This window comes from Pedobacter duraquae, assembly GCF_004362245.1.
Classification (GTDB): domain Bacteria; phylum Bacteroidota; class Bacteroidia; order Sphingobacteriales; family Sphingobacteriaceae; genus Pedobacter; species Pedobacter duraquae.
In genome coordinates, this window is the sequence record NZ_SNWM01000001.1 from 1,222,765 (window position 1) to 1,249,329 (window position 26,565).

General features: G+C 44.6%; 21 protein-coding genes. 8 read left to right on the forward strand and 13 right to left on the reverse strand.

Going from position 1 to position 26,565, the window contains the following annotated elements; genetic code table 11:
- Window positions 1-19: 19 nt before the first annotated feature.
- From CLV32_RS05270 to CLV32_RS05315, 10 genes are all read right to left on the reverse strand, one after another.
- Window positions 20-3,214 (reverse strand): efflux RND transporter permease subunit, encoded by a 3,195-nt coding sequence (locus tag CLV32_RS05270; protein ID WP_133553102.1) that lies wholly within the window; start codon window positions 3,212-3,214, stop codon window positions 20-22.
- Between the two features lie 8 nt (window positions 3,215-3,222).
- Entirely contained in the window at window positions 3,223-4,416 is a 1,194-nt protein-coding gene (locus CLV32_RS05275) for an efflux RND transporter periplasmic adaptor subunit (protein WP_133553104.1), read from the reverse strand.
- Between the two features lie 73 nt (window positions 4,417-4,489).
- Window positions 4,490-5,089, reverse strand: coding sequence for a TetR/AcrR family transcriptional regulator (locus CLV32_RS05280; protein WP_133553107.1), 600 nt, complete (start codon window positions 5,087-5,089; stop codon window positions 4,490-4,492).
- A gap of 110 nt (window positions 5,090-5,199) precedes the next feature.
- A complete protein-coding gene (locus tag CLV32_RS05285) occupies window positions 5,200-5,967 on the reverse strand; it encodes a TerC family protein (protein WP_133553109.1) in 768 nt (255 codons plus the stop codon).
- A gap of 39 nt (window positions 5,968-6,006) precedes the next feature.
- Window positions 6,007-6,948 (reverse strand): helix-turn-helix domain-containing protein, encoded by a 942-nt coding sequence (locus CLV32_RS05290; RefSeq protein ID WP_133553111.1) that lies wholly within the window; start codon window positions 6,946-6,948, stop codon window positions 6,007-6,009.
- Window positions 6,949-6,962: 14 nt separating this feature from the next.
- Window positions 6,963-8,066 (reverse strand): efflux RND transporter periplasmic adaptor subunit, encoded by a 1,104-nt coding sequence (locus CLV32_RS05295; protein ID WP_133553113.1) that lies wholly within the window; start codon window positions 8,064-8,066, stop codon window positions 6,963-6,965.
- A gap of 18 nt (window positions 8,067-8,084) precedes the next feature.
- Window positions 8,085-11,366 (reverse strand): efflux RND transporter permease subunit, encoded by a 3,282-nt coding sequence (locus CLV32_RS05300; protein ID WP_133553115.1) that lies wholly within the window; start codon window positions 11,364-11,366, stop codon window positions 8,085-8,087.
- Window positions 11,367-11,378: 12 nt separating this feature from the next.
- Window positions 11,379-12,770 (reverse strand): TolC family protein, encoded by a 1,392-nt coding sequence (locus CLV32_RS05305; RefSeq protein WP_133553117.1) that lies wholly within the window; start codon window positions 12,768-12,770, stop codon window positions 11,379-11,381.
- 99 nt (window positions 12,771-12,869) lie between these two features.
- Window positions 12,870-14,084, reverse strand: a complete 1,215-nt coding sequence (locus CLV32_RS05310; protein WP_133553119.1) for a glycoside hydrolase family 88 protein — start codon at window positions 14,082-14,084, stop codon at window positions 12,870-12,872.
- A gap of 438 nt (window positions 14,085-14,522) precedes the next feature.
- Window positions 14,523-14,750 (reverse strand): hypothetical protein, encoded by a 228-nt coding sequence (locus CLV32_RS05315; RefSeq protein ID WP_133553121.1) that lies wholly within the window; start codon window positions 14,748-14,750, stop codon window positions 14,523-14,525.
- A gap of 586 nt (window positions 14,751-15,336) precedes the next feature.
- On the opposite strand from CLV32_RS05315, the gene CLV32_RS05320 reads away from it, so the two are divergent.
- From CLV32_RS05320 to CLV32_RS05350, 8 genes are all read left to right on the forward strand, one after another.
- On the forward strand, window positions 15,337-17,730 hold the full coding sequence (locus CLV32_RS05320; protein ID WP_133553123.1) for a heavy metal translocating P-type ATPase: 2,394 nt from the start codon (window positions 15,337-15,339) through the stop codon (window positions 17,728-17,730).
- Window positions 17,727-17,909 (forward strand): cbb3-type cytochrome oxidase assembly protein CcoS, encoded by a 183-nt coding sequence (gene ccoS / locus CLV32_RS05325; RefSeq protein ID WP_133553125.1) that lies wholly within the window; start codon window positions 17,727-17,729, stop codon window positions 17,907-17,909. Before CLV32_RS05320 ends, ccoS begins: the two co-directional genes overlap by 4 nt.
- Window positions 17,910-17,981: 72 nt before the next feature.
- Window positions 17,982-20,093, forward strand: coding sequence for a cytochrome-c oxidase, cbb3-type subunit I (ccoN, locus tag CLV32_RS05330; protein ID WP_133553127.1), 2,112 nt, complete (start codon window positions 17,982-17,984; stop codon window positions 20,091-20,093).
- A gap of 20 nt (window positions 20,094-20,113) precedes the next feature.
- Window positions 20,114-20,281 (forward strand): hypothetical protein, encoded by a 168-nt coding sequence (locus CLV32_RS23050; RefSeq protein ID WP_166641887.1) that lies wholly within the window; start codon window positions 20,114-20,116, stop codon window positions 20,279-20,281.
- Window positions 20,278-21,081, forward strand: a complete 804-nt coding sequence (locus CLV32_RS05335) for a cbb3-type cytochrome c oxidase N-terminal domain-containing protein (RefSeq protein ID WP_133553129.1) — start codon at window positions 20,278-20,280, stop codon at window positions 21,079-21,081. Before CLV32_RS23050 ends, CLV32_RS05335 begins: the two co-directional genes overlap by 4 nt.
- Before the next feature lie 2 nt (window positions 21,082-21,083).
- Window positions 21,084-22,481 (forward strand): cytochrome c oxidase accessory protein CcoG, encoded by a 1,398-nt coding sequence (gene ccoG / locus CLV32_RS05340; RefSeq protein WP_133553131.1) that lies wholly within the window; start codon window positions 21,084-21,086, stop codon window positions 22,479-22,481.
- A 4-nt stretch (window positions 22,482-22,485) separates the two neighbouring features.
- Window positions 22,486-22,908, forward strand: coding sequence for a FixH family protein (locus CLV32_RS05345; RefSeq protein ID WP_133553133.1), 423 nt, complete (start codon window positions 22,486-22,488; stop codon window positions 22,906-22,908).
- A complete protein-coding gene (locus CLV32_RS05350) occupies window positions 22,839-23,591 on the forward strand; it encodes a sulfite exporter TauE/SafE family protein (protein ID WP_243732239.1) in 753 nt (250 codons plus the stop codon). Before CLV32_RS05345 ends, CLV32_RS05350 begins: the two co-directional genes overlap by 70 nt.
- On the opposite strand, the gene hemN is transcribed toward CLV32_RS05350, so the two are convergent.
- From hemN to CLV32_RS05365, 3 genes are all read right to left on the reverse strand, one after another.
- Window positions 23,592-24,953: an oxygen-independent coproporphyrinogen III oxidase gene (gene hemN, locus CLV32_RS05355; RefSeq protein WP_133553135.1), complete on the reverse strand. Its 1,362-nt coding sequence runs from the start codon at window positions 24,951-24,953 to the stop codon at window positions 23,592-23,594. It abuts the gene before it with no gap.
- Entirely contained in the window at window positions 24,943-25,419 is a 477-nt protein-coding gene (locus CLV32_RS05360; RefSeq protein ID WP_133553137.1) for a Rossmann-fold NAD(P)-binding domain-containing protein, read from the reverse strand. The genes hemN and CLV32_RS05360 overlap by 11 nt, the downstream gene beginning before the upstream one ends.
- Window positions 25,420-25,506: 87 nt before the next feature.
- Complete coding sequence (locus CLV32_RS05365; RefSeq protein WP_133553139.1) at window positions 25,507-26,565, reverse strand: response regulator; 1,059 nt, start codon at window positions 26,563-26,565, stop codon at window positions 25,507-25,509.

Below are 26,565 nucleotides of genomic sequence, written 5' to 3' on the forward strand. Positions count from 1 at the left end.
TTTAATTCTTATTTATTTCTTAAGCCTCCAAAACGGGCTCTTCATGAATCAGTGCTTGCTTTTTTCCGGCAGGAACGAGGATTCTTCTTTCGCCATTCAATTTTTCCTGTGCATATTGGAAAATCACAAAAAGTACAGGGATCAGGAACAAGCCAAGGATAACACCAGAGAGCATACCTCCCGCAGCACCAATACTGATAGAGTGGTTACCCAGAGCCGAAGGGCCTGTAGCACGCATCATAGGTAACAAACCAACGATAAAAGCTAACGATGTCATGATAATCGGACGAAGCCTTAAACGTGCAGCCTCGAGTGCTGAAGAGACGAGCGACTGACCGCTTCTTCTCCGCTGTACCGCGAACTCGACAATCAGAATGGCATTTTTGGCAAGCAGACCGATCAGCATGACCAAAGCTACCTGTACATAAATGTTGTTGGCAATTCCGGTCAATCCGATCGCTACAAATACACCGAATACACCTGCGGGGATCGATAAAATCACGGCCATCGGCAAGATGTAACTTTCGTATTGGGCAGCAAGCAGGAAGTAAACGAAAAGCAGACACAGTGCGAAGATGACTACCGACTGTCCGCCTGAAGAAATCTCTTCACGGGTAAGTCCGCTGAACTCATACGAATAACCACTTGGCAATTGTTTTTGCGCAACTTCTTCAACTGCTTTGATCGCATCACCAGAACTGTAACCCGGTTTAGGGATGGCATTGATTCCGATCGAGTTGAATAGATTGTATCTGGAAGCTGTTTCCGGACCATATACTCTTTTCAAGGTAACCAACGTATTTATTGGAACCATTTCTCCGGCAGCATTTTTAACATACACCGCATTGATAGATGAAGGGTCGGCACGGTCTTCCTTACCCGCCTGAACCATTACGCGGTAATATTTACCAAAACGGTTAAAATCTGAGGCCTGCGCGCTACCAAAATAAGCCTGCATTGTTTGCAGGATGTCTTTTACGCTCACACCCAGTTGATCAGCTTTCCCTTCGTTAATCTCCATATCCAGTTGCGGATAATCGGCTTTAAAAGAGGTAAATGCGACAGCAATTTCAGGACGTTTCATCAGCTCTCCCAGAAACTGATTGGTTACTGCACTGAACTTATCAAGTTTGCCACCCGTACGATCCTGCAATACCAGATCCAGACCGTCAACATTACTAAAACCGGGAACTGTAGGGAAAGTAAACACAAAAAATGACGCACCCTTAATCACAGACAGTTTGGTGCTAATTTGGTTCATGATCTGATTGATATCTTTTACCGCTCCCCTTTCTGCTGTAGGTTTGAGCAGTACAAAGGCTACCCCGGCAGATGGACTTGTACTTTGTGTAAGAATGTTAAATCCTGAAAGCACGTTCAACAACCTGTTGTAGCTTTCTGGCTGCAGGATCTGCTCAGCTTCTTTCATTACCGCCGTGGTACGATCCAGGGATGCACCGGCAGGCATAGATAAAGCAATGGCAATGAAACCCTGATCTTCAGAAGGGATAAATCCGGTAGGTGTTTTACGAACCATCCATACCGTACCCAGCGTTACCAACAAAAGACCAACCATACCCACCCATTTGTAACGGATCAGGAATCTTAAGCTGCCTACATACCTTGCAGTCATGCTGTCAAAACTGGTATTGAAGCTCGTAAAGAAGCGTTGAGAAAAATTCTGTTTCTTTCCTTCATGACCATTTGCAGGTACATGTTCTTTCAGGAAGAGGGCACATAATGCTGGACTTAATGTTAATGCATTCACAGCTGAAATTACAATCGCGATAGCCAGCGTAAAAGCAAACTGTCTGTAGAAAACACCAGTAGATCCATCCATAAATCCTACCGGAAGGAATACTGCCGACATCACCAGGGTGATCGAGATAATCGCACCCGTGATCTCATGCATCGCCGCTGCAGTAGCAGGTTTTGGTGGTAGGTGTTTATGCTGCATCTTGGCATGTACAGCCTCAACAACTACAATCGCATCATCCACAACAATACCAATGGCAAGAACCAATGCGAATAGCGTCAGCAGGTTGATTGAAAACCCGAACATCTGCATAAAGAAGAATGTTCCGATAATAGCTACTGGCACTGCGATGGCAGGAATCAATGTAGAACGAAAATCCTGAAGGAAAATAAACACCACGATAAATACCAGGATAAAGGCCTCTATCAGCGTATGGATTACCTGCTCTATAGATTGATCAAGCGATACTTTAGTGTTATACAGAATATCATATTTTACGCCTTTAGGAAAATCCTTTTCGGCTTTCTTCATGAATTTATCGATGGCAATCTGGATCTCATTGGAGTTAGATCCGGCAAGCTGAACGATACCGATGTCCAGTCCAGGCTTACCGTTGATCCGCGTCAAGCTTCCATAGGTATAGGCGCCAAACTCTACTTTTGCCAGGTCTTTCAACTTCAGCACTGAGCCGTCAGGATTGGAACGGATCACAATATTTTCGTAATCGGCAGGATGGTTCAGTTTACCTTTATAGGTAATTACATACTCAAAGGCATTTTTACTACTCTCCCCAAAACGACCTGGCGCTGCCTCAAGGTTCTTATCCTTGATCTTCGCCATTACCTCTGCGGGTACCAGGTTATATGCTGCCATTTTGGAAGGATTTAACCAGATCCGCATCGAATAATCTTTACTACCTCCAAAAACTGATGCCTGACCAACACCCGGAATCCTTTTGATCTCAGGGATCAGGTTGATCGCCGCGTAATTGGCCATAAAGGTCTGGTCGTACTTGCTCTCATCCTGGGTGTATAAATCTACCACCATGATCAGGCTGTTCTGCTGTTTTGCAGTACTGATACCTGCTTGTACCACCTCTGCCGGCAGCTGACTCGTAGCTTGAGCAACACGGTTTTGTACGTTTACCGCTGCCTGATCGGGATTGGTACCTAATTTAAAATATACAGTAATTACAAGCGAGCCATCATTACTGGCCGTGGAGCTCATATAGGTCATATTTTCAACCCCGTTGATTGATTCCTCCAGAGAAGGTGCTACTGAACGTAAAACGGTCTCTGCATTTGCTCCAGGATAGGAAGCAATAACCTGTACTGCCGGAGGAGCGATATCCGGAAATTGTTGGAGCGGTAATTTAGTTAAGCCTAGTACCCCCAGGATCACCAGCAATATGGAGATCACTGTGGCCAGTACTGGTCTGTTTAAGAATATTTTGAACATGATAGTATTTATTTTGTGGCGTTAAAGGCAGTAACTACAGGTTGTGCCTCTGGCTTGATGACATCTCCGTCTTTCAGGTTTTCGAAACCTCTGGTTACAATCCTGTCGCCAGACACCAATCCGTCTTTAAGCAGGTAGCTTGTACCACTGGTTCCCAATACCGTTACCGGTTGTTTTGTTATTTTGTTATCTTTAGATACAGTATACACGAAAATCTTATCCTGCACCTCAACTGTTGCTGCCTGAGGGATCATCAGTGCATTGCTATGTTGCAGACTTAATCTGATTTTACCTGTATTTCCTGATCTCAGGAATCCTTTTGTATTGGCAAAGCTTGCCCTGAGGGTAATCGAGCCCGTAGTTTTATCAAATTGGCCATCGATCATATCGATTTTTCCTTTGATCGGATAAGCAGATTCATCCGACAACATCAAGGTAACACCCGGCAGAGCAGTCAATCCACCCTGCGCAATGCTTTTGCCATATTTGTTATTGAAGTCGATATAGTCGCTTTCACTCAAAGCAAAATAAACGTGCACCTGATGTACATCAGAAAGTTGCGTCAATGCCTGCTGATCTGCCGGAGATACCAGACTTCCCTGTTTCTTTGGCATGCGGCCAACGTAGCCGTTTACCGGAGCGGTGATCATTGTAAAGTTTAAATTAACCTGCGCCGCGCCTAATCCTGCTTTAGCTTGTTCTGCATTGGCAGTGGCAATCTGAAGCGCTGTTTTTGCTGTTTTAAGTTGAAAATCAGAAACAACTTTGTTTTGTACAAGCGGAGTGAGCTTATCTACTTCCAATTGTGCATTTAAAATTGCAGCTTGTGCAGCATGATAGCTTGCTTTAGCATTGTTAAGTTGCTCACGGAAAGGCTGCTCATTAATTTTGAAGAGCGGCTGACCTTTGCTCACCAACTGGCCTTCGTTAACGAAGATTTTGTCGATATAACCCGATACCTGTGGACGAATATCCAGATCGACTTCGCCCTGGATCGCAGCAGGATATTCCAGGTAAGTGGTTTCAGAACTGGTGTTGACAGACATCACCGGTAAAGAAGGAGGTGGTGGTGTGCTAACCTGAAGTTGCTCATTAGAGCACGCTTGAATCAGCGTAATTATTAGTAATAAAAGAGCTGGCAGAACGATAGTAGATCGTTTAACAGCGTTAAGTAAAAGTCGAAATGTTTGTAGCGATTTCATATTTATTGGATTTAGAATGAGGGATTAACGGATTTAATTGATTTAACAGCGTTAAGTAAAAGGGTAAAAAAAACTAGTTATTGATAAAACGGGTAATGCCATTGATGGCATCGCTCAGGATATGCTGATTCATCGCTTCATTGGTGCCTTTCTGCACCAGGTTGATAGAGATCAGGCCATGAACGATAGACCAGTAGGTGTAATATTTTCTGCACATCAGCTCTTCGGTACGTTTATCTTCATCGATGAGTTCAGATATAACGTCGTTGAACATGCCGGTGGTAAATTCTGCTTCCGGGAGCGACTTTTTAAGTTCACAGCAATTCATTTCGACACCAAACATCAGTTTGTAAAGCTCTTTATTTTGAAATGCGAAATCCCAGTAAGCAACCCACATGGCTTCAATTTGTTTCTCAGGAAGCAGATGACCGCTTTTTGCCTTTTGAATATCTTGTCCGAGCAGCATATAACCTTTACGGGTAAGCTCCAGCAGAATCCCCTCTTTGTTGGTAAAGTACTCGTAGATGATAGGCGCAGTATACTCAATCACATCCGCGATCTTGCGCATACTCAAAGATTGCCATCCCTCTTCTTTTACAATCTGAAGGGCAGCATCCAGAATATTGAGTCTGGTATCCTCTTTTAGCCTTTGTATACGTTCTTTACTTCCCATGAGGGTAATTGTTTAAGGTATAGATTATCTAACACCGTTAAGCAAATGTAGAAACTCTTTAGATTATGCATATCATTACTTTGTCACAAAGCTTAAATCAGCCTCTAAAGCTATTTAGAGACCTTATGTTTCGGAAAATTAAAAATTAGTGATGACAGAACAGGTAGGGCAAAAAGTGCGACGGTGAAGATTGATATCGCCAGATCTGCGTGTTCGCCTTCTAAAAATATAGAGATTTTGCTTTCAGGATTAAAATGAGTAAGCAGAGAAGAACTTAATTTCAGTCCCAATACACCAATCACCAAAAAGGCACAGGCTTCGAGAAAAGAAAATTTCTCCATCAGCTTCACAAACACCTGAGCCACAAAACGCATGGCCAGGATACCGATAAATACACCGATATAAATCAATGCAAGGTGGTCTGTAAAAGCCACAGCAGCAAAAACATTATCTATTGAAAAGGCAAGATCCATAACTTCAACCAGCGCCACTGTTGCCCAAAATGTGCCGAGCAACCCTACGGTAGATCTGTAAAACCAATTCCTCTTCTTATCAACCGACTCGGTCTCTTCTTTCTTTTTATCCTTAAAAAAATAATTGACCGCCAGGTACAACAGATAAAAACCACCAAGTGGTTTCAGCCACCAAATCTTGACCAGCCAGGATGCCAGCAACAAACAGATTCCCCGAAAGATATAAGCGCCGATAATTCCATACTTAAGGGCCTTCCCCCGCTGTTCTTTAGGGAGGTCCATCACCATCGTTGCCAATACCGCAGCATTATCAACAGACAGCAGACTCTCAATCAGGATCAGATTCAGAATGATCAACAAGCCCGCCTGTATATCCGGACCTAGTATCTTATGTAAAAACTCCATATGTAGCGATGGATCAAAGACTAAGCCACAATAGCAGTCTTAACGGAAAGATTTAGGCGTATACTGCGTTTGCTTTTTAAAGAAGATATTGAAGTTTGCCGGGTACTCAAAGCCCAGGCAATAGGCAATTTCGGAAATGTTCCATTCCGTATATTTTAATAAGGCAATGGCTTCATTAGATATCCTTCTGGCGATATGTTCTGAAGTTGTCTTCCCTGTTACTTCCTTCACTGCATGGTTGAGGTGGTTCACATGCACAGATAGCTTAGCAGCGAAGTCGTGCGCAGTCTTCAACTCCAGGATTCTGTCCGTAGAATCAATAGGAAACTGCCTTTCGAGCAACTCAATAAATTGCGACGCAATTCTCGTAGAAGCATTGGTATGCTTCAGATGCACGTCTGCAGGCTGATTTTTCAGTGCCTCATGTACCAGCAAATGGACATAGTTACGCAAAAGATCGAACTTGTAAACATAGTCGCTATCCATTTCTACCATCATCTTCTGGAAAATTTCCGAGATAACAGGCTCCTGTTCGGCGGATATAGGAATCACCGGGATATCCTGTGTTTTGGAGAGTAGCGATTCTCTAAAGCTTTCGTTGCGCTTCCTGATAAAGTTTTCTGTGAACAGGCAAAAATATCCCGATTGTTCTTCTGATATCCCTTCCCAGGAATACGGAATATTGGGATTGGTAAATAATAAAGCACAACCGTCTACATTGATCTGCTGATCGGGATAATAAAGGATTCCTGTTCCGATAACCAGGGAGATCTTGTAATAATCACGCCTGTTGTAGGGCGCCGGAGAAACGGAACAAAAACCCGAACGCTTAAACACATTGAAATGCCCGATATCAGCAATCATGTCCAGGCGGGGGATAGATACCCCCGGATGTCCGATTGTGAATCGTTCATAGAATTCTTGCAGTGACTCGGCTTTCTTCACTGCGTAAAGTTCCAGATTTTTAACCTTTGAACGCATACTTTTTTGTAAAATTATGGTTTGATTGGTGTTCCTTCGTGGATTTCTTCTGTAGCCTCCAATACAATCTGGTCACCTTCCTTCAGATCCCCGAAAACTTCAATCTTATCACCATCCTCACGGCCCTTTTTGACGATAACCTTTACCGCTTTATTATTCTCGGCTTTAATCAGGTAAATACCTTCTGCACTTTCTACTAAAGCAGTTTTAGGAATGACAAATGTTGTCGCATTTGCAGGCAATGCCACCGAGACTTCAGCAATCATACCTGGTAAAAGTTGTTTATTGGGATTCAATACATCCATTTCCACTCTTTCAGCACGTAAACGCAGGTCCAACGCACCTGATAACCGTTTTGCCTTTGCCGTAAAAGTCTCTGAAGGTTTTGATTTTACGGTGAACTTCACTTCATCGCCAGACTTCACATAACCGGTATATAACTCAGGAATAGAGATTACCAAACGCAGGTGTGTCTGTTCCTGAAGCGTAAACAACGGAAATTCTGATCCCTTTCCTGTAGGACCAACAAAGGCACCCAGGTTCACATTTCTGGAGGTTATAATCCCATCAAAAGGCGCGCGGATCTCCAGATAGTTCTGGATGGTACCCACCTCTTTATAGGATGCACGGGCAGCACTTAAGTTTGCCTGGTCAGAGTTTCTTTTGGCAATAGCCTGGTCAAGGTCGTTCTTAGAGATCGTACCCGGAGTTTTGCTGGTTTCAAATAAGCGGTCATAATTGGCTTTACTGGCAAGGTAAACTGCTTCCTGCGATTTTAACCTTGATTCTGCAGCAGCTACCTGCGAAGTCATTTCCGGAGCTTCCAGGGTCATCAACAGCTGACCTTTAGACACCTGTGACCCTACATCGGCTTTCAACGTTTTCACAAAGCTACTTACCTTGGCATACAGATCTACCTGCTGATAGGCAACCAACTCGCCCGGCAACTTGATCGAGGTAGCCATTTTCTGGCTTTGTAACGCAAAGGTTTTGATTTCTGGCGCTTTAGCTTCAACAGCCTTTTCCTTCTTTTCTTCGCCCGAGCAGCCAGCCATCAGGCTTATTAGTGCGATACTGCTCAGCATCAGGGTAGCGCTATGGAATAATCTTTTTTTCATGTTAATCGTATCTAAACCTTAATTTTCTGTCAAACCTGTAATATAGTGAATACTTTCTGTGTCTTCCGGATCCAGAGATGGCGATGAAGTACCTACCTTACCCTGGAACCATGCAAAAACCAATGGAAGTATAATCAGCACTGCAAAAGTAGATGCAATCAGTCCGCCGATTACCGCGCGTCCCAATGGTGATACCTGATCACCACCTTCACCATGGCCAATAGCCATCGGCAACATCCCTGCAACCATCGCTACACTCGTCATGATGATCGGGCGAAGCCTCAGTCCCGCAGCCTCCCTGGCAGATTCCAATGCATTGCCATTGTTCTTGCGTAGTTCTTCAGCATTGGTGATGAGCAACACGGCGTTGGCAATGGAAACCCCTACCGACATGATGATTCCCATGTACGATTGTAGATTTAGCGTAGATCCTGTGATCGTTAACAGCAACAATGATCCCAGCACTACGGCAGGCACTGTAGCCAAAATAATGAGAGGTACTCTGAACGACTGGAAGTTGGCAGAAAGCATCAGGAATATTACCACAATGGCAACCAATAAACCTGTTTGCAAGCTATCCAGGGTCTCTGTCAGTACTTTACCTAGACCAATTGGCGTAACGATTACTCCGCGTGGCAATTCGCCCAATGATTTAATTGCAGCCGCTACATCTTTGTTAGCTGTACCAAGATCTGTTTTATTCAGGTTGGCGGTAACAGATAAATAAGGCGTTGAACCAAGGTCATCATTTTCACCATAGGTGGTATCAGGAGTGATAGAAGCTACGTCGCTTAATACCGGGCGACTGTTATTTCTCGATACAGAGATTTCACCAAGTTCGTCAACACTGTTCATCTGGTTTAAAGGCACCTGCACCTGCACCCCATAAGAGAGTCCAATCTTCTCATCCACCCAGTTGTTTTTCTCTGTGTATCTGGATGACGATGTAGAAGCAACCAACGATCTTGAAATATCATTCAGGTCTACGCCCAGTTGTGCAGCACGAACGCGGTCGATATTTATATTCAATGATGGATATTTAATTGGTTGTGCCAGTTGCACATCACGCATGTAACTGATTTCCTTCAATTTGGCAACAATCTTTGCCGCATACACCTCATTGATCTTTTTATTTTTACCAACAATCCGCACCTCTACAGGCGTTGGAGAGCCCTGACTCAGCACTTTATCGGTAAGCTCTATAGGTTCAAAAGATAGCTTCACCGTAGGCATAATCTTTTTGATATGTGCACGCAATTCATCTTTAAAATCATCCATGTTTTCATGGTAATCTTTCAGTGCCACCTGAAATACAGCCTCATGCGGCCCACCCATAAACAGGTAGATTGGGTTTACAGAGAATAAAGCGGGGTGTTGCCCTACATATACCGAGGTAATACCCACATGCTCCGGGCCAACCATTTTTTTAAGTTCTGCCAATATTTTATTGGCACTTTCTTCGGTGCGCTCTAAACGCGTACCATCGGGCAGGCGCATCCTTAATTGAAACTGACTCGAATTTACTTTAGGCAATACATCCCTGCCGATATTCATGAGCAACAAGGCCGCAGATCCAATAATCACCACCAGGTAAATGATTACCGCAGGCTTGCGGAATACAAACAGCCTGTCGAGCATCCGCATAAAGCCATTTCTAAATCTGTCGAACAGCGTAATCTTGCCATCAGCATTAAAGTCTTTACGTTCTACCAGTACCCTTTTTTGATGCAGTGTATGTTTTTCGGACTCAAGCGTAAGACCTGTCTGATTAAAAGCATCTTCATCATCAGTTATCGTATCATCTGTTTTCACATGCTTATGCGGATGCGCAACCATCAGCCAATTGGCCAATACAGGCACAAAAGTCTGTGATAATAAGAACGAAACGATCATGGAGAAGCCTATGGCCAATGCGAGCGGCAGGAACAAGGCTCCGGGAATGCCCGTCATGGTAAATGCTGGAGCAAATACTGCCAGGATACACAAAAGGATCAGCAATTTAGGAAAGGCGATCTCCTTACAGGCATCCCAGATGGCCAGCGCCTTAGGTTTTCCCATATCGAAATGCTGGTGGATATTCTCTATGGTTACGGTAGACTCATCTACCAGGATCCCGATGGCCAATGCCAAACCACTTAAAGACATGATATTGATCGTTTGCCCAAAAAGCTTGAGGAATAATACACCCGCAATAATAGACGTCGGAATTGTTAAAATAACAATCAGCGCTGCGCGTTTATCACCAAGGAACAACAAGACCATTAAACCGGTCAGGATTGCCCCGATCGCACCCTCACTGATCAAACTTTTTACAGCATTTATTACATATACAGACTGGTCAAACTCATAAGAAAGCTTAACATCCTCAGGCAGGATATTCTGAATGGCCGGCAGGTTTTCTTTCAGCTTTTTCACTACTTCCCAGGTCGAGGCATCACCAGATTTAGCGATACTCAGGTATACAGACCTTTTTCCATTAATCAACGCGTAGCCGGCAGTTACGTCGGCACCATCCTTAACAACAGCAACATCATGCAGGTATAAATTTTGTGCACCTCCTTTAAACAAAGGGATATTTTCAAACTCCTTAACCTTGCGGATGGTATAGTTGGTTGGCAAAAGGTAGTTTTTATCACCTATCCTGATATTTCCCGGAGGAGCTGTTTGGTTGTTTACCCGGATAGCCTCTACAATCTGATCTACCGTCAGATTGTGCGAGCGCATCAGTCCCGGATCCACATCGATCTCAATGGTACGCGGACTACCTCCAAAAGGGGCCGGCGCCAACAGTCCGGGGATAGCTGTAAAAGAAGAACGGACATAGGTATTCGCCAAATCCTGTAATTCGTTGTTAGTTTTGGTGGGGCTGCTCAATACAAGCTGACCTACCGGTAATGACGAAGCATCAAAGCGGATAATAAACGGGGGCTGTGATCCCGGCGGGAAGATTGCCTGTGCCCTGTTCGACAGTGCACTTAGCTCTGAGGCCGCCTGAGCCATGTTTGTCCCCTCATAATAAGTCAGTTTCATCAGCATCAAACCCTGGGTATTCTTGGTTTCAATACTTTTTATCCCGTTGGCAAAAAGGAGGATATTGATGTAGTTCTTTGCAAAATAAGATTCCATTTGTGTAGGCGTATACCCACCAAAAGGGTGCGCAATATAGATTACCGGCAAGTTCATTTGCGGGAGGATATCCACCTTGATCGTTCTCATGGCACTGATCCCGAAGAACAGCAGCCCGGCAACAAATACCATGATGGAGATGGGCTTACGAAGTGCGAAACGTATTAAATTCATGTATATAGCGGCTTAAAATTCTTTGATAAATAGATTGTAGTCTCCTAACGCGGCAGATTTGAGCAGCAATGCTTGCCACACATTGGTGTAGGCAATATCCCTGTCGGTTTCTGCGCGGTTGAGGGTAAATAAGGCTTGTGTAAGATCGACTATTGTAGTAAGTCCATTTTTATATAGCGTGCTTTTCTGGATATAGGCATCCGAGGCCGCCTTAACCTGTATTGGTGCCTCCAGATAGTTGTCTATCGCATTCTTCAGCTTAGCCTCAGCAAGCGCCAGTTGTGCCTGAAGCTGCTGGTTAACCTGCTCATATTCATTCGTTAATCCCTGACTGATATACTGCTGGGATCTTACCTGCGGACGGTTCCGCAATATGGTGGTCAGGTTCCAGGTCATTCCTATTCCAATCAAATAGTTTCCACGTACAGGATTAACACCATCTGCATAATTAGAGGTGTAGGCATGCTGATCGGTAATGTAAGAAGCCTTGAAGCCCGATCCTCTGCCCTGCATGACGCCGAATAATGAAAACGTAGGAAAGTACAATCTTTTATAGTAGCTGAGTTGCTCGTTACTCACAGCAACGCGGTTTTTATAATATAATAGAACCGGATGTGTTTGGGCAATGGTGGTATCATTTAGCATATTTGAAGGGATCCTGCTGATGGAAGCTGTATCAACCTTGAAATCTGTTGCCGTTACACCCATCAGTATGCCCAGTCTGTTCGCTTGCTCCTGCTCCACATCGCGCGCCTTTGTCAGCGCAATCTTAGCACTGGAAACTTCTGCTTTAGCCAGTGAGGAGTCCACACCGGCGATCAAACCGTTACTTGCACGGATCACGGCAGTATTTTTAAAAGTAATGGCACGTTGCAGGTTTTTTTCCTGCGATCTCGTGAGCCGTTGTGCGGCCAGCAAATTCAGGTAAGCAGAAGATACACGGATTTCCTGTTGAAATTTCTCTTGCTCATAATCTTTGTTATCGCGTTGATATGTTGCCTCAGCAACCTTAATACGCTGCTTAATGCGCCCAAAGGTGAAGAAGTCCCAGTTTACGTTGGCCAGATACAGCGCGCCGAAGGCTGCGTTCCAATTTTGCTTATCTAAAGCGGGTCCTGATGACGCTGTTCCCAGACCGCCAAGTCCGTAAGACGGGCCATTTTGACCGTTGATTGTACCGTAATCTTGTTGTGCACTTAAACTGAAGTTTGGAAGGTAATCTCTTTTGGCCTGTTGTATTGTGGCCAGAGAAGCATTAGCATAGTTCCCTTTAGCCTTAACCGTCCCATAATTTGCTAAGGCGGTATCTACGGCGGCCTTCAGACTAAGTGTCTGCGCCCCTGCGCTAAAAGAAAATGTTAATATAAAGCAGGAAAAGATAAAAAGATTCAATCTACCAGACATAGTGTGAAATTTACACTGGCAAATCTATCTGCTTACAGACCATACTTTATATTAACATCAAACCAAAAATTATGAAATTCAAATAATTCCTAATTCTCTCTATTTTGTTACAATTTGCTTTAATCTGGCAAGTGCTTCGATATAATAGTAGTCGCCATACGAAATGGCTACATCTATTTCGGATTTAGCAGGCAAATGCCCTACGCTATGTTTTAATATAAAACCACCGTTTGTACCGGGTTTGGCGAGGTACTCAGGACTTGATAAGTTATTCAAAATATGTTTGGCAGTGTTGGTATAAACTGTCCCATCTTTTTTGTTTACATACCCTGAAAGTTCCAGCCAGGCCGACGCCATAATGGCTGCTGCCGATGCATCACGGAAAGCATCCGGGATATTTGGTGCGTTGAAATCCCAGTATGGAATCTTGTCTTTAGGCAAGTTTGGATTGGTCAGAATAAACTGCGAGATGTGCTGCGCCTGTTCAAGATATTTCCGGTCTTTTGTTTCCCGATACATCAGGGTGTAACCGTAAAGTCCCCAGGCCTGTCCACGTGCCCAGGCTGAAGCATCAGCATAACCCTGAGCTGTTTTCTTTTGCTTAACTGCGCCAGATTGAGCGTCATAAACTACCACATGGTAAGAACTGTAATCTGGTCTGAAGTGGTTCTTCATGGTATTATCGGCATGAGTTACGGCGATTTTGTAATAACTCGAGTCCTTAGTTACCTTGGTTGCCCAAAACAATAACTCCAGGTTCATCATGTTGTCGATGATCACCGTATAGTCATTTGGATTGCCGGAGTTCCATGATTTGATCAGGCCAACTTTAGGATCAAAACGTTTACACAAAGATTTTGCTGAGTTGATCAGGATCTCTTTGTATGCTGGCGTAGGGTTTAATCGATATGCATTACCGAAGCTACAGTACATCATAAAGCCAAGATCGTGCGTGCTGGTGTTGAACTCTTCAACTTTAAGCTCCTGTAACTTCTGATCGGCAGCTTTCAATAACGCAGGATCTTTGGTTTGCTCATATAGATACAATAGTGTACCTGGGTAGAAACCGCTGCACCACCATCCAGAATCACTGGTAGATAATGAATCCTTTTGAGGGAAATAAGCTTTAGGAAATTGTTTGGGTTTAATCAGTGTGCCCAGATGCAGGTATTGCTGGTCGGCATCTTTAAAAACTGCGTTAATGGATTTAACAGTTGCAGCATTGGTTTTTCCGATGATGGTACCGGTAATTTGCGCTCGTAAGGTTATTGTTGTAAGCAACAGTAAGCATACGCTAAAAAAGTTTTTGTGCATGTGAAAGCTATTTGGTTGTCATGCCAAATATAACAGAATATTTAAAGTAATCAGATGAAATGCTAAACTCTACACATCAGACGCTTAGACGTCCGGCTACAATATCATTTAGGAGCTAATATTTTACAACAATGATGTCTTAGTGTTTCTAAGTTTCTTTTGCAATGAGCCTATTGAAATCCATATCACACAAAAGCCACCGTAAATGGTATATAACTTATCGCTTTCTATTGTTGAATTATTCAGTATTATAACTGTTGAATAAATAAGCTTGACACCTCCACCAATAGATGATGACGAAAAGAAAACATGACCTACATCTACCAGAGTGATTTCTTTAATCCTTTTTTGGCAAGCCATTATTGCCACGTAAATAACCAGCAGAATACTTCCAAAAAAGAGAATTGTGGCAGTATTGAAAAATACGCTCAATGTGAGCTATGGATTTACTTGAGCTATCCTAATTATAGAACGTCGTTTATGAATATCCTTATATTCGGAATAGCCGGTAAAAAAAGCACCAATAATTCCTCCTAAAATACCACCGATAACCCCGAAAGATGACCCTAGTAATGTACCACCAGTAGTGCCAGAAAGTGCGCCGGTAATAATACTCATAGTATCTTCAGCGCGGTATAACCTTATATGTTTTTTATACCTATTCATATCATTGTCTTAACGTTATTACAAAGCTAGATTTAATTTATAACTTATTCAAGGGGCTTCCGTTATCTTTTATATAAAACTGTTAAACTCACGTTTTAATTTTATCAGCATATAGCAATATCCCCAAAATTCCCATAAATAAACAGGGAGTTGTTTTCTAGCATCTAAATCTGGCCGTTTGTTCTGTTTTCATGAGTTGCTAAATTGTGATTTACAACACTTGATGCAGATCAAGAGCAGCAGCTACTGCATACGTAGTGCATTCGTAGTGCTTCCATAGTGCCTTCGATATTAAATCGATATTGCCGCGGAGTTGCGTCGGTGTTGCGAGGGTATTGAGTCGGTATGGAACCGAACCAACACCGAACCAACACCGACGCAACACCGAATCAACCCCCTCCCAACCTTGGTATCACTACGGTAGCAGCACGGCATCACATTGGACTCAGCGAAAAGCAATCTAAAGTTGAAATCAATCCATTTAGATGGTTTTCAGCCCAATTGTGACCAATATCACTTTTCCATCAAAGCGCCATCATGTCCCAGAATTGGTCTTTACTGCAATTTTGTGTGATAAAGATCAATTATGGTACAGGAAAAATTAATATCCGGAGAAACCGCATGTTACCACTGCGGCGATAACCTTCCATCCAAAGCCTATCATCTCGATAACAAGAATTTTTGCTGCCTGGGTTGCAAAGGTGTTTATCAATTATTATCCAGTCACCAGTTGAGTGATTATTATGTTTACAACGATGTACCCGGACAAACACAAAAGAAACAAAATACCCATTTCGAGTTCCTGGACGAGCCCCGCATTGCAGCCGATCTGGTAGACTATACTGATGAGCATGTAACGGTAATCACCTTATATATCCCTGCTATCCATTGCAGCTCCTGTATCTGGTTGTTAGAGAACCTGTACAAGATCAATCCAGACCTGATCCAGTCGAGAGTCGACTTCCTGAAAAAACAAACGATGATCACGTTCAGAAACGATGACCTTTCCCTTCGTCAGGTTGTAGAAACACTCAGTGCCATCGGCTATGAGCCCCTGATCAGCCTGCAGGATGTAGTTAAAGAACAAAAATCAAATACTGAAGCGCGCATGCTGCTGACCAAAATAGCGGTAGCCGGGTTTTGCTTCGGCAACAGCATGCTGCTAAGCTTCCCGGAATATTTTGGGATCTCCGGACTAGAGCAACAGTTCAAGGATTTCTTTGGCTGGCTGAATCTTGCTTTTGCACTTCCTGTTGTATTTTACAGCGGACGCGGCTATTTCGAATCCGCATGGATCAATTTAAAGAATGGCGTCCTCAATCTGGATTTCCCTTTAGCCCTGGGTATTGCCGTGATGTTTTTGCGCTCCATCGGAGAAATTGTTACGCAGCGTGGTGCTGGATTTGTAGATACCCTCTGCGGGCTCATTTTCTTCCTGCTGGTGGGCCGATGGATGCAGCAACATACCTATCACCACCTTTCTTTTGAGCGCGACTACCGTTCGTACTTTCCTGTTGCTGTCACTTTAATTAATGAGGGAACGGAACGTCCGGTGCCCCTTAGTGAGCTAAAACAAGGCGATAGGATGCTGATCCGCAGCAATGAGATTATTCCTGCTGATGCTATTTTGCTTAAAGGATATGCAGATCTGGACTTCAGCTTTGTAACCGGCGAATCCGCACCTGTCCAAAAAGTATTGGGCGAGGTTGTTTATGCCGGCGGCAGGCAGCTGGGTGGGGCAATAGAATTGGAGGTGGTAAAACCAGTATCCCAAAGTTACCTGACCCGTCTATGGAACAATGAAACTTTTGTAGCGGATAAAGACCGGATCAAAACTTTTAGTGGTACGGCCAGCAAATATTTCAGTATTGTACTACTGCTGGTTGCCAGCGGTGCAGGTATCTTCTGGCTGTTCACAGATCCATCCAGGGCGCTTGCCAGTTTTACTGCCGTACTTATTATTGCATGCCCCTGTGCGCTTGCTTTAAGCTCGCCCTTTACCCTGGCCGCAGTGCTCAGCGTATTTGATAAAAACAAGTTCTACCTCAAAAACACATCGGTTATAGAAGAGCTTGCACGCATAGACACTTTCGTTTTTGACAAAACCGGTACGATTACGAATCCTGAGACTGCCGGATTCCGGTTTGAGGGAATTATTACTGAAGCGCAGAAGCAGCTGGTGGCCGACCTGGCACGCAACTCCGGGCACCCCTTAAGCAGGGAGCTTGTTAAGTGGATCGATAAACCTGCACAATATGGAGCCATGGAATACAAAGAAATGGTTGGACGCGGCATCAGCGGGGTTGTAAATGGGCATCAGCTGCGCCTAGGCAATGCCGCCTTTCTGGGCATCGAACAGTACAACCAGGAATCCAGTTCTGTATTGGTCATGGTTGACGGGCATTTCCTGGGTTCGTTTATTGCTGCCAAACAATGGCGCCCGGGATTTAAAGGGTTAATCCAGAAAATGGGGAGCCGCGCAGACCTGCACCTTTTGTCGGGAGATCAGGACCAGGACCGTCAGAGTCTCATTCCATTTTTCCCAAGGATCCAGCAGATGCATTTTAAACAGAGCCCGCAGAATAAGTTGGATTATATCGCCAATCTGCAGCAATTTGGACACAAGGTGTTGATGTTTGGCGATGGACTGAACGATGCCGGTGCGCTAAGACAGAGCGACCTGGGTATTGCAGTTACAGACAACATCAACAACTTTACGCCCGGATGCGATGCGATCCTGGACGGTGAAAACTTTGCTAAGATTCCACAGTTTATCCAGCAGGCTAAAGATGCCGTGAAGGTAATCCACTTCAGCTTCGTGATCTCCCTGATCTACAATTTCGTTGGTCTTTTCTTTGCTGTGCAGGGGATCCTTTCGCCGCTGATTGCGGCAATCCTGATGCCCGTAAGCACCGTAACCATTATCCTATTTACAAGTATTTCGGCCAGGGCCTATGCCCGTAAAAACAAACTACTATGAACATGATCTATATGCTGATCGGCATCAGTATTTTACTGGCGCTGATCTTTCTCCTCGCCTTTTTCTGGGCGAGTAAAACGGGGCAGAATGACGATACCTATACGCCTGGTATCCGATTGCTGTTTGACGAGCAGCCCGCACAAAATCGGGCAGAAAAAAGTGATGAAGATCATCTTTAGCCACAATGTTAATCATACCCCCATCGCACGCGCACAAGTAATTTTACCCCCATCAATTAGTAATCAATTCGTATGACTGAGAAATTTTACTACGATAATAAAATCGTAAGGAACTTTGCCATCGCCACCATCGTCTGGGGCATAATTGGCATGACCGTAGGGCTGCTCATCGCCATGCAGCTTTTTAAGCCGGCGCTGAACATGGGTAGCCAGTATACCACTTTCGGCCGCATCCGCCCGCTGCACACTAATGCAGTAATCTTCGCCTTTGTAGGTAACGCCATTTTTATGGGTGTTTATTATTCGCTGCAACGCCTCCTTAAAGCCAGGATGTTCAGCGATGTGCTGAGCAAGATTCACTTCTGGGGATGGCAGCTTATCATTGTCTCAGCAGTCATCACCCTTCCTTTAGGTCTGACTACCTCACATGAATATGCAGAATTGGAATGGCCGATAGATATTGCCATAACGCTGATCTGGGTAGTTTTCGGGATCAATATGTTCGGTACAATTATTAAACGCCGAGAGCAGCACATGTATGTAGCCATCTGGTTTTATATCGCCACTTTTGTTACTGTTGCTGTTTTACATATTGTTAACTCTTTTGAATTACCGATATCAGCTTTTAAAAGCTATTATCTATATGCCGGTGTGCAGGATGCTTTGGTACAATGGTGGTACGGACACAATGCGGTAGCGTTTTTCCTGACTACCCCTTACCTCGGTATGATGTATTATTTCCTGCCGAAGATGGCCAATCGCCCTATCTATTCTTACAAACTCAGTATACTACACTTCTGGTCGCTCATTTTCATTTACATCTGGGCAGGACCTCACCATTTACTCTATACTTCTTTACCGGGCTGGGCTCAATCACTTGGCACTGCCTTCTCACTGATGCTGATTGCACCAAGCTGGGGCGGGATGATCAACGGGCTGCTTACCCTGCGCGGTGCCTGGGATAAAGTTCGTGAAGACGCTACCCTGAAATTTATGGTGGTTGGTATTACCGCTTACGGTATGGCCACTTTTGAGGGGCCAATGCTGGCACTTAAAAACATCAATGCCATTGCTCACTATACCGACTGGATAGTAGCCCACGTACACGTAGGTGCCCTGGGATGGAATGGATTCCTAACCTTCGGTATTTTATACTGGCTGATCCCGAGAATCTACAGAACTCCGTTATACTCTAAAAAACTGGCTGCTTTCCACTTTTGGATCGGTACGCTGGGAATAATTTTCTATGCCGTGCCTTTGTACTTTGCAGGTTTCACACAGGGGCTGATGTGGAAAGAGTTTACACCAGAAGGCTTGTTGAAATATCCTAACTTTCTGGAAACAGTAATCCAAATCATCCCAATGTATATGCTACGCGCGCTCGGTGGACTGTTTTATCTGACCGGTGTGATCGTGATGACCTATAACATCATCAAAACAGCGAAAGCAGGTAAGTTGCTGGCCAATGAACCGGCCGAAGCGCAAGCTTTAGCTGCCAACTATGTGCCACAGGGATCTGACCGTAAAGCACACCGCTTCCTGGAACGCAAACCGATCATCTTTATGGTGCTCTCGCTAGTGGTGATCCTGATTGGCGGGATGATAGAAATGATGCCAACGTTTACCATCAAATCAAATATCCCAACCATTGCCAGCGTAAAACCATATACTGCACTGGAACTGCAAGGCAGGGATGTCTATATCCGTGAGGGTTGCGTAAACTGCCACTCGCAAATGATCAGGCCTTTCCGTTCAGAGACCGAACGTTATGGAGAATACAGTAAGGCTGGAGAGTTTGTATATGACCACCCATTTTTGTGGGGATCAAAACGTACAGGGCCGGATTTGCAGCGTGTAGGTGGAAAATACTCTAACGCATGGCATTACAACCACTTGTTGGATCCGCAAACTATGTCGCCAGGAAGTATTATGCCTCCATATGAATGGTTGACTACACAAAAACTGGATACAACAACTACGATCTCAAAAATCAATGCAATGCGTACGCTGGGGGTTCCTTACGATTTAGGCTATGAAAATCAGGCAAATAAAGATCTGGATGTTCAGGCTAAAGAAATTGCCGGCGACCTGAACAAGAACAACGTAAAGGTTAAGAGCGATAAAGAGATCATTGCACTGATCGCCTATCTGCAAAGGTTAGGTACAGATATTAAAGCCAGGTAACATCAAAAAATATAGAAATCATGTTTAAGCAATTTTCAAATTTAATAGACGGAAAGGAGATCTATCTCCTGAGCTCCATGAGCATATTTGTCCTTTTTTTCCTGATCGTGGGCGCCATAATCCTAATGATGAAAAAGGATGAGATCGAATACATGAGTGCATTACCCTTAAAAGACAACGACCTATGAGCTCAGCAGACATTGTAGTAATCGTGATGCTGGTGGCCTCCATCCTGGTACTTGGAGTAACCATTTTGCTACTGAAGGTTATCCGTTTCTACGTAAAAGAATCCATTGATCCTACGGTTTTTGCTACTCCAGAACAGAAAGCTTTATTGCTTAAGGCTGAGCTGGAAGCTGAGGCACTGAAAAAAGCCAAACCTTCCATCTGGACCAGGCTGATGGGATTAAAACCTATCGCCGAAGAGGAAAGCCTCATCATGGAGCATAAGTTTGACGGTATCTCCGAGCTGAACAACCCTACCCCCGCCTGGTTTATGGTGTTGTTTTACGGCACCATCATCGTTGCCGTCTTGTACATGTGCAACTACGAGTTCCTGGGCTTTGGTAAAACACAGGAAGAAGAATATATCGCCGAAGTTGAGCAGGCAAACAACGATAAACTAGTGTTTCTGGCCAGTCCGGCAAATGCCAAAAGTGCAGTCAATGAAAACAATATCGTACAGAGCAAGGACCCGGCAATGCTTAGTGCCGGTGCAGGACTGTTCCAAAGCAGGTGTACACCCTGCCATGGAGCGCATGCCGAAGGTATTGTTGGGCCAAACCTGACCGATGAGTACTGGCTGCATGGCGGATCGGTAAAAGAAGTATTCACAACAATTAAATATGGCGTTCCGGCAAAAGGAATGATTGCCTGGGAGAAATCGCTCAGTGCGCAGCAGATTGCTGAGCTCACCAATTACGTGCTTTCCCTTCAGGGTAGCAAACCTGCCGGCGCCAAAGCACCGCAGGGAGATAAACAACCATAAACATGTCGCAAGACCCCAAATCTTTCAGAGATCAAATTTCTACGGTAACAGACGATGGGAAAAAGCGCAAATGGATCTACGCCAAAATCATTAAGGGCAAGCTCTATGCGTACCGCTCTGCATTAAGCTACTTCTTTCTGGTGCTGCTCTTAGCAGCACCATTTTTAAGACTTAATGGAGAACAGCTGATCTTGTTGAATGTGCTGGAACGTAAATTTGTGTTCTTCGGGCTAGTATTCTGGCCTCAAGATTTCTACCTCTTTGTATTGGCACTCCTCACCTTTATTGTGTTCGTTGTATTGTTTACCGTAGTTTTCGGAAGGGTTTTCTGCGGATGGGTTTGTCCGCAGACCATTTTTATGGAAATGGTTTTCCGGAAGATAGAACAGTGGATTGAGGGTGATCATCTGAAACAGAAAAAATTGGACGAAGGCCCCTTAACGACCGAAAAGTTCTTAAAAAAAACAGCCAAACACTTTATCTTTCTGGCGATATCCTTTGCTATTGCCAATATCTTCCTGGCCTATCTCATCGGGTCAGATACGCTCAGGAAAATCATTGTTGAGCCAGTAACACAACACTTGAGTGGTTTTATTTCCATCTGGCTTTTCACTTTTGTTTTCTACCTGGTGTTTTCGCGCATGCGCGAGCTCGTGTGTACAGTTATTTGCCCCTATGGACGGTTGCAGGGGGTACTTCTGGATAACCAAAGTATCATTGTGGCTTACGACTATCTGCGGGGAGAGCCACGAGGTAAACGGGCTAAAGCAGAGCCAAAGGTTACTGGCGACTGTATAGACTGCAAACTGTGCGTGCAGGTATGCCCTACGGGGATAGATATCAGAAACGGCACCCAAATGGAATGTATCAATTGTACAGCCTGTATTGATGCCTGCGATATGGTAATGGAAAAAATCAACAGGCCATTGCGGCTTATTGGTTTTAAATCTGAGGATGAAGTTAAACATGGAAAGCCTTTTCAACTGAGCAAAAGAATTTACGGATACAGTGCTGTACTGTTAGTGCTGGCAGGTACGCTCGGTTATCTGCTGCTGAGCAGATCTGCGGTAAAGACAACCATACTAAGGGCAAGCGGCACGCTGTATCAGATGCGCGACAATGACCATACAGTAAGTAATCTCTATAATGCAGAACTGGTTAACAAGACCAAGGGAGATCTTAAATTCAGTATCAGGCCCGATCTGCCAGAGGCGAAAATACAATACATAGATCAGACAAATGAGCTGAAGTATGGCAAAACAGCAAAACTTACCTTCTTTATCATTCTCCCACAAAAAGAAATAAAGAAATATAAGACCGAAATCGGCTTTAAATTAATATCAGGCGGAAAGGTCATAGATCATTTTGAAACAACTTTTATTGCACCACCTAACGAATAATACGATGAACTGGGGAACAAAACTAACTATAGCCATGCTAAGCTTTATGGCATTCATCATCACTTTAGGTACCATGATGATGCGGAGTAAGAGCGATGCGCTAGTCGACACCGATTATTACGAAAAAGGTATCCGGTATAACGAGGTATATACCAAAAAAGAAAATGTGAAGCGTGACCACGCTGCGCCAGTCATCTTGATTCAGGGCGACACCCTGTTGGTTTCATTTAAGCAAGATGCTTCAGGAACCATTAAACTGGTGCGCAGCGCCGATAAGCGCATGGATGTGAACATGAAGCTGCAAACAGATGGCAGGCATCAGTTCCGTATTCCTGTAAAAACCAGAGCAAAAGGATCATGGAAAATAATTGCCGACTGGACCAGTGGTGCGAAGGCTTATACTTACGAACAGGAGGTGATGTTGTAATGAGCGATCAGTATCTCGCTTTCCTGATTGGCCTGATGGGCAGTGTACATTGTGTGGGTATGTGCGGGCCATTGGCCTTTGCCGTACCCTCTTTGCGCAAAGGATGGGGCTACCTGCTATTCGATAAGTTCCGTTACCAGGTTGGACGCATTATCTCTTACAGTATACTGGGCATACTAATTGGTTTGATTGGCCGGCAGCTCTGGTTATCCGGCCTGCAGCAGGCACTCAGCATATTGAGCGGTGTGCTGATCCTGATTGCCGCAGCCTCCAGAATCTTTAAATTCTCTTCAGTATCCGGCCCACAAGCTTCATTTTTACTTAAACCTTTTCATGCTTTGTTTGGCTACGCACTTAAGCACCGTGCTAACCACCTGATTATCGGGATGATCAACGGGTTGCTACCTTGCGGGTTCGTATACCTGGCAATGGCGGGCGCATTAAACACCGCCACCGTACAAGGCGCAGTAAGCTATATGTTCTGGTTTGGGATAGGCACAGTTCCACTGATGTTGATCGCAACAGTTGGAATGGGCTTTACGGGTGCCATTGTGCGCCGCAGGATCAATATGGTGATCCCTTATCTGATGGTTTGTTTGGGTTTCTGGTTCATTTTAAGGGGTATGCAGCTAAACATCCCCTATCTAAGTCCGAAAGCAAATGCGATCAGTGACTGCCGGTAATTAACCTGAGATACTGAATAGTTGCGTAGCCGGTGCCTTGCGCCATAAACGGAGATCAAGCGCCATGCAGATGTTCCTCAGAAAACGTTTCCCGGCGGTGGTAACGCGAACAGAATTCCCATCCAGTACCACCAATCCATCCGCTTCCAGCACGCGCATTCGCTCCATACCTTCTGCGAGCACGCTAAATTCGCTATAGCTTGTCCAGCTCGTTTCACCTTTACACATGATATTCAGGATATGCTGTCTTACAATCAGATCTTCAGCATTTAATAAATGTCCTTTGAAAACCGGCAATTCTCCGCTGTTAACGAGCGCAGTATATTCCTCTACCTTTTTAACGTTTTGAGCAAACCCGGTCCAACTATCACTGATGGCACTTACGCCCAGGCCGATCATCAGCCGGCTGTACTGCTCGGTATAGCCCATAAAGTTACGGTGTAAAGTTCCTTTTGCTTCGGCCTCAAAGAGGCTATCCGTGGGCAGGGTAAAGTGGTCCATGCCAATTTCGAGGTACCCGCCTGCTTTGAGCAGCTCTCTGCCAGCCTCGTAAAGCTGGTGCTTAAACTCACCTTCGGGAAGGTCTTTTTCTGTGTAGCTGCGTTGTCCGGGCTTAACCCATGGCACATGCGCATAGCTGTAAAATGCAATTCTGTCTGGCCTTAATTTAAGCACAGCTGCAATAGTTTCTGTAAGTCCGGCCATGGTTTGCATGGGAAGTCCGTAGATCAGGTCATAATTGATCGAAGTATAACCGGCTGCACGTGCATCATTGGTAGCTAGCTCTACCTCTTCGTAGCTTTGAACCCTGTTAATGGTAAGCTGCACCAGGGGATCAAAATCCTGAATACCGAAACTTAAACGCTTAAATCCGAGTGCATGCAGTTGATCCAGGTGGGCATGTGTAGTATTGCCCGGGTGGGCCTCAAAGCTGAATTCAGCCGCGGGGTGAATATCAGCCCTGTCTAAAATACCCTTTACGAGTTTCGCGAGGTTACCGGGACTAAAAAAAGTCGGTGTGCCACCACCAAGATGGAGTTCACGAATCTGCGGGCGGCTGGGCAAAAGGGCAAGATACATTTCCCACTCTTTCCAGAGTGTCTGCATATAGGGCTCCTCTACGCCATGGTTGCGCGTGATGCGTGTATTACAGCCACAGTAGGTGCATAAACTTTCACAAAAAGGTAAATGTATATATACACTGATGCCTTCAGTACTATCCATAGCAATGAAGCTATTGACTACACTTTCCTTCCATGCTGCTGCGGAAAAGGCATCATTTTCCCAATAGGGAACGGTAGGGTAGCTGGTATATCTTGGTGCAGGAACGGTATATTTTTCTGCCAGTGTTTTAGTGTTCATGATCTGCCTCCGGAACATCTTTGTTAAACAGATCCTTCATCGAACGGCAGGAGTTGGCACATACACAAGAAGCACCTAAACAGGCTTTCCCCTGCCACTTATCCAGGTTGAGGATCGTTTCCTCAGCAAGCGCCATGGCGAGTTCTTCAGTATTGCGCAAACCCAGTAACGCTTCAGGAACATTGGCAATCTTGATGTGCCTTGTTGCTGCGGCATCCTGATCGATGTGACTAGTTGAGGAAGAGCGGGTGGCCAGGAACTTAACCCCAAGGTCTGCCAGTTTATTGATTACTGCTGCAGATACCAGATCCTCACTGAATACGATAACCGCTTCTTTACCTGTGGCGTAGAGCGCAGTTTCTTCCGTTAAGGAATTAGATATCAGGGTAATCTCGTGTTTTTTGTGGTTGGCTAAAGCCAGAGGTTCCTTTTCAAAAGATTGAATGCTGTAAGCTACTGCTTTCATACGTGCTGTTTTAGTTTACAAAACTAGCGCAGCGTCAGTTGCTATGGAATGCTTTTAGTCAGCCCGAAAACTGATATTCGTCAGTTTTTACTGTTTTAGGGTCTGCAGCTTCTGCAGGTTAAGGATCACAATCTGACTCCCTTTACGCTCAATCAGTTGCTCATCTTTGAAGTCACTCAGAATCCTGCTTACAGTCTCTGTAGCCATTCCTGCAAGTGCCGCCAGGTTATCCCTGGAAACCTTCAGCTCAAGCAATGAGTTTTCGGGCTCCTGCTTAACCAGACGCACCAATACCTCAGCCAGTCGCTTGCGCACGGAATGGTAGGCCAATTGCAGCAACTGTTCTTCTTTCTCCATGAGGTTATTTGACAGGATTTTTATAAACTGACGGGCGATATCTGGATATCTGTTTAAGAGGTCGTCCATCAGATCTCTGGGCAGCAAACAGATGGTGGAGTCTTCCATGGCCTCACCACTTTCGGCGTAAGGTTCGTTCAGCAGCAATGCGGCAATACCAAAATATTCGTCGGCCCCATAGAGGCCCGTCATCAGCTGTCTGCCATCTTCAGTAAGTTTCACTGTTTTCACTTTTCCACTAAGCACCAGATAAACGCCACTTACAGCATCTCCTTCGTAATAGATTACCTGTTTCTTTTTGATTTGCCTGGTTTTACGCTGGGTAATGACTTTTGCGAGTTCTTTTAGTCCCGAAGTTTGTCCGATCAGGTTACTCATCTGATCCAGGCTTTTGCTGTAAAAGGCTTCCTGCTTGCTTCGCTTGCTTAGCCTACTTTCTACGGCACTGAGCAGTTCCACATCGTCAAAAGGTTTTGTGAGGTAGTCATCCGCACCCATTTCCATCCCTTTGCGCATATCCACACGCTCCGCTTTAGCGGTTAAAAAGATGAATGGTGTGGCGGCAGTCTGTTTATTTTTATTAAGGAGGTATAATACACCATAACCATCAAGCTCTGGCATCATGATATCGCACAAAATCAGATCGGGCAGATGATGAATTGCGAGGTCTACACCGAGCTTTCCATTATCAGCTTCGATAACTTCATAGTCTGCCAGCTCCAGTATCTCTACTACACTTTCGCGGATATCATCATTGTCTTCTATAATTAAAATGCGTGTCTTGCTCAT

Bases quoted from the DNA above. Each gene is read 5' to 3' on its own strand.
- CLV32_RS05270 (WP_133553102.1), bottom strand. From the start codon at position 3,214: ATGTTCAAAATATTCTTAAACAGACCAGTACTGGCCACAGTGATCTCC.
- CLV32_RS05275 (WP_133553104.1), bottom strand. From the start codon at position 4,416: ATGAAATCGCTACAAACATTTCGACTTTTACTTAACGCTGTTAAACGA.
- CLV32_RS05280 (WP_133553107.1), bottom strand. From the start codon at position 5,089: ATGGGAAGTAAAGAACGTATACAAAGGCTAAAAGAGGATACCAGACTC.
- CLV32_RS05285 (WP_133553109.1), bottom strand. From the start codon at position 5,967: ATGGAGTTTTTACATAAGATACTAGGTCCGGATATACAGGCGGGCTTG.
- CLV32_RS05290 (WP_133553111.1), bottom strand. From the start codon at position 6,948: ATGCGTTCAAAGGTTAAAAATCTGGAACTTTACGCAGTGAAGAAAGCC.
- CLV32_RS05295 (WP_133553113.1), bottom strand. From the start codon at position 8,066: ATGAAAAAAAGATTATTCCATAGCGCTACCCTGATGCTGAGCAGTATC.
- CLV32_RS05300 (WP_133553115.1), bottom strand. From the start codon at position 11,366: ATGAATTTAATACGTTTCGCACTTCGTAAGCCCATCTCCATCATGGTA.
- CLV32_RS05305 (WP_133553117.1), bottom strand. From the start codon at position 12,770: ATGTCTGGTAGATTGAATCTTTTTATCTTTTCCTGCTTTATATTAACA.
- CLV32_RS05310 (WP_133553119.1), bottom strand. From the start codon at position 14,084: ATGCACAAAAACTTTTTTAGCGTATGCTTACTGTTGCTTACAACAATA.
- CLV32_RS05315 (WP_133553121.1), bottom strand. From the start codon at position 14,750: ATGAATAGGTATAAAAAACATATAAGGTTATACCGCGCTGAAGATACT.
- CLV32_RS05320 (WP_133553123.1), top strand. From the start codon at position 15,337: ATGGTACAGGAAAAATTAATATCCGGAGAAACCGCATGTTACCACTGC.
- ccoS (WP_133553125.1), top strand. From the start codon at position 17,727: ATGAACATGATCTATATGCTGATCGGCATCAGTATTTTACTGGCGCTG.
- ccoN (WP_133553127.1), top strand. From the start codon at position 17,982: ATGACTGAGAAATTTTACTACGATAATAAAATCGTAAGGAACTTTGCC.
- CLV32_RS23050 (WP_166641887.1), top strand. From the start codon at position 20,114: ATGTTTAAGCAATTTTCAAATTTAATAGACGGAAAGGAGATCTATCTC.
- CLV32_RS05335 (WP_133553129.1), top strand. From the start codon at position 20,278: ATGAGCTCAGCAGACATTGTAGTAATCGTGATGCTGGTGGCCTCCATC.
- ccoG (WP_133553131.1), top strand. From the start codon at position 21,084: ATGTCGCAAGACCCCAAATCTTTCAGAGATCAAATTTCTACGGTAACA.
- CLV32_RS05345 (WP_133553133.1), top strand. From the start codon at position 22,486: ATGAACTGGGGAACAAAACTAACTATAGCCATGCTAAGCTTTATGGCA.
- CLV32_RS05350 (WP_243732239.1), top strand. From the start codon at position 22,839: ATGGAAAATAATTGCCGACTGGACCAGTGGTGCGAAGGCTTATACTTA.
- hemN (WP_133553135.1), bottom strand. From the start codon at position 24,953: ATGAACACTAAAACACTGGCAGAAAAATATACCGTTCCTGCACCAAGA.
- CLV32_RS05360 (WP_133553137.1), bottom strand. From the start codon at position 25,419: ATGAAAGCAGTAGCTTACAGCATTCAATCTTTTGAAAAGGAACCTCTG.
- CLV32_RS05365 (WP_133553139.1), bottom strand. From the start codon at position 26,565: ATGAGCAAGACACGCATTTTAATTATAGAAGACAATGATGATATCCGC.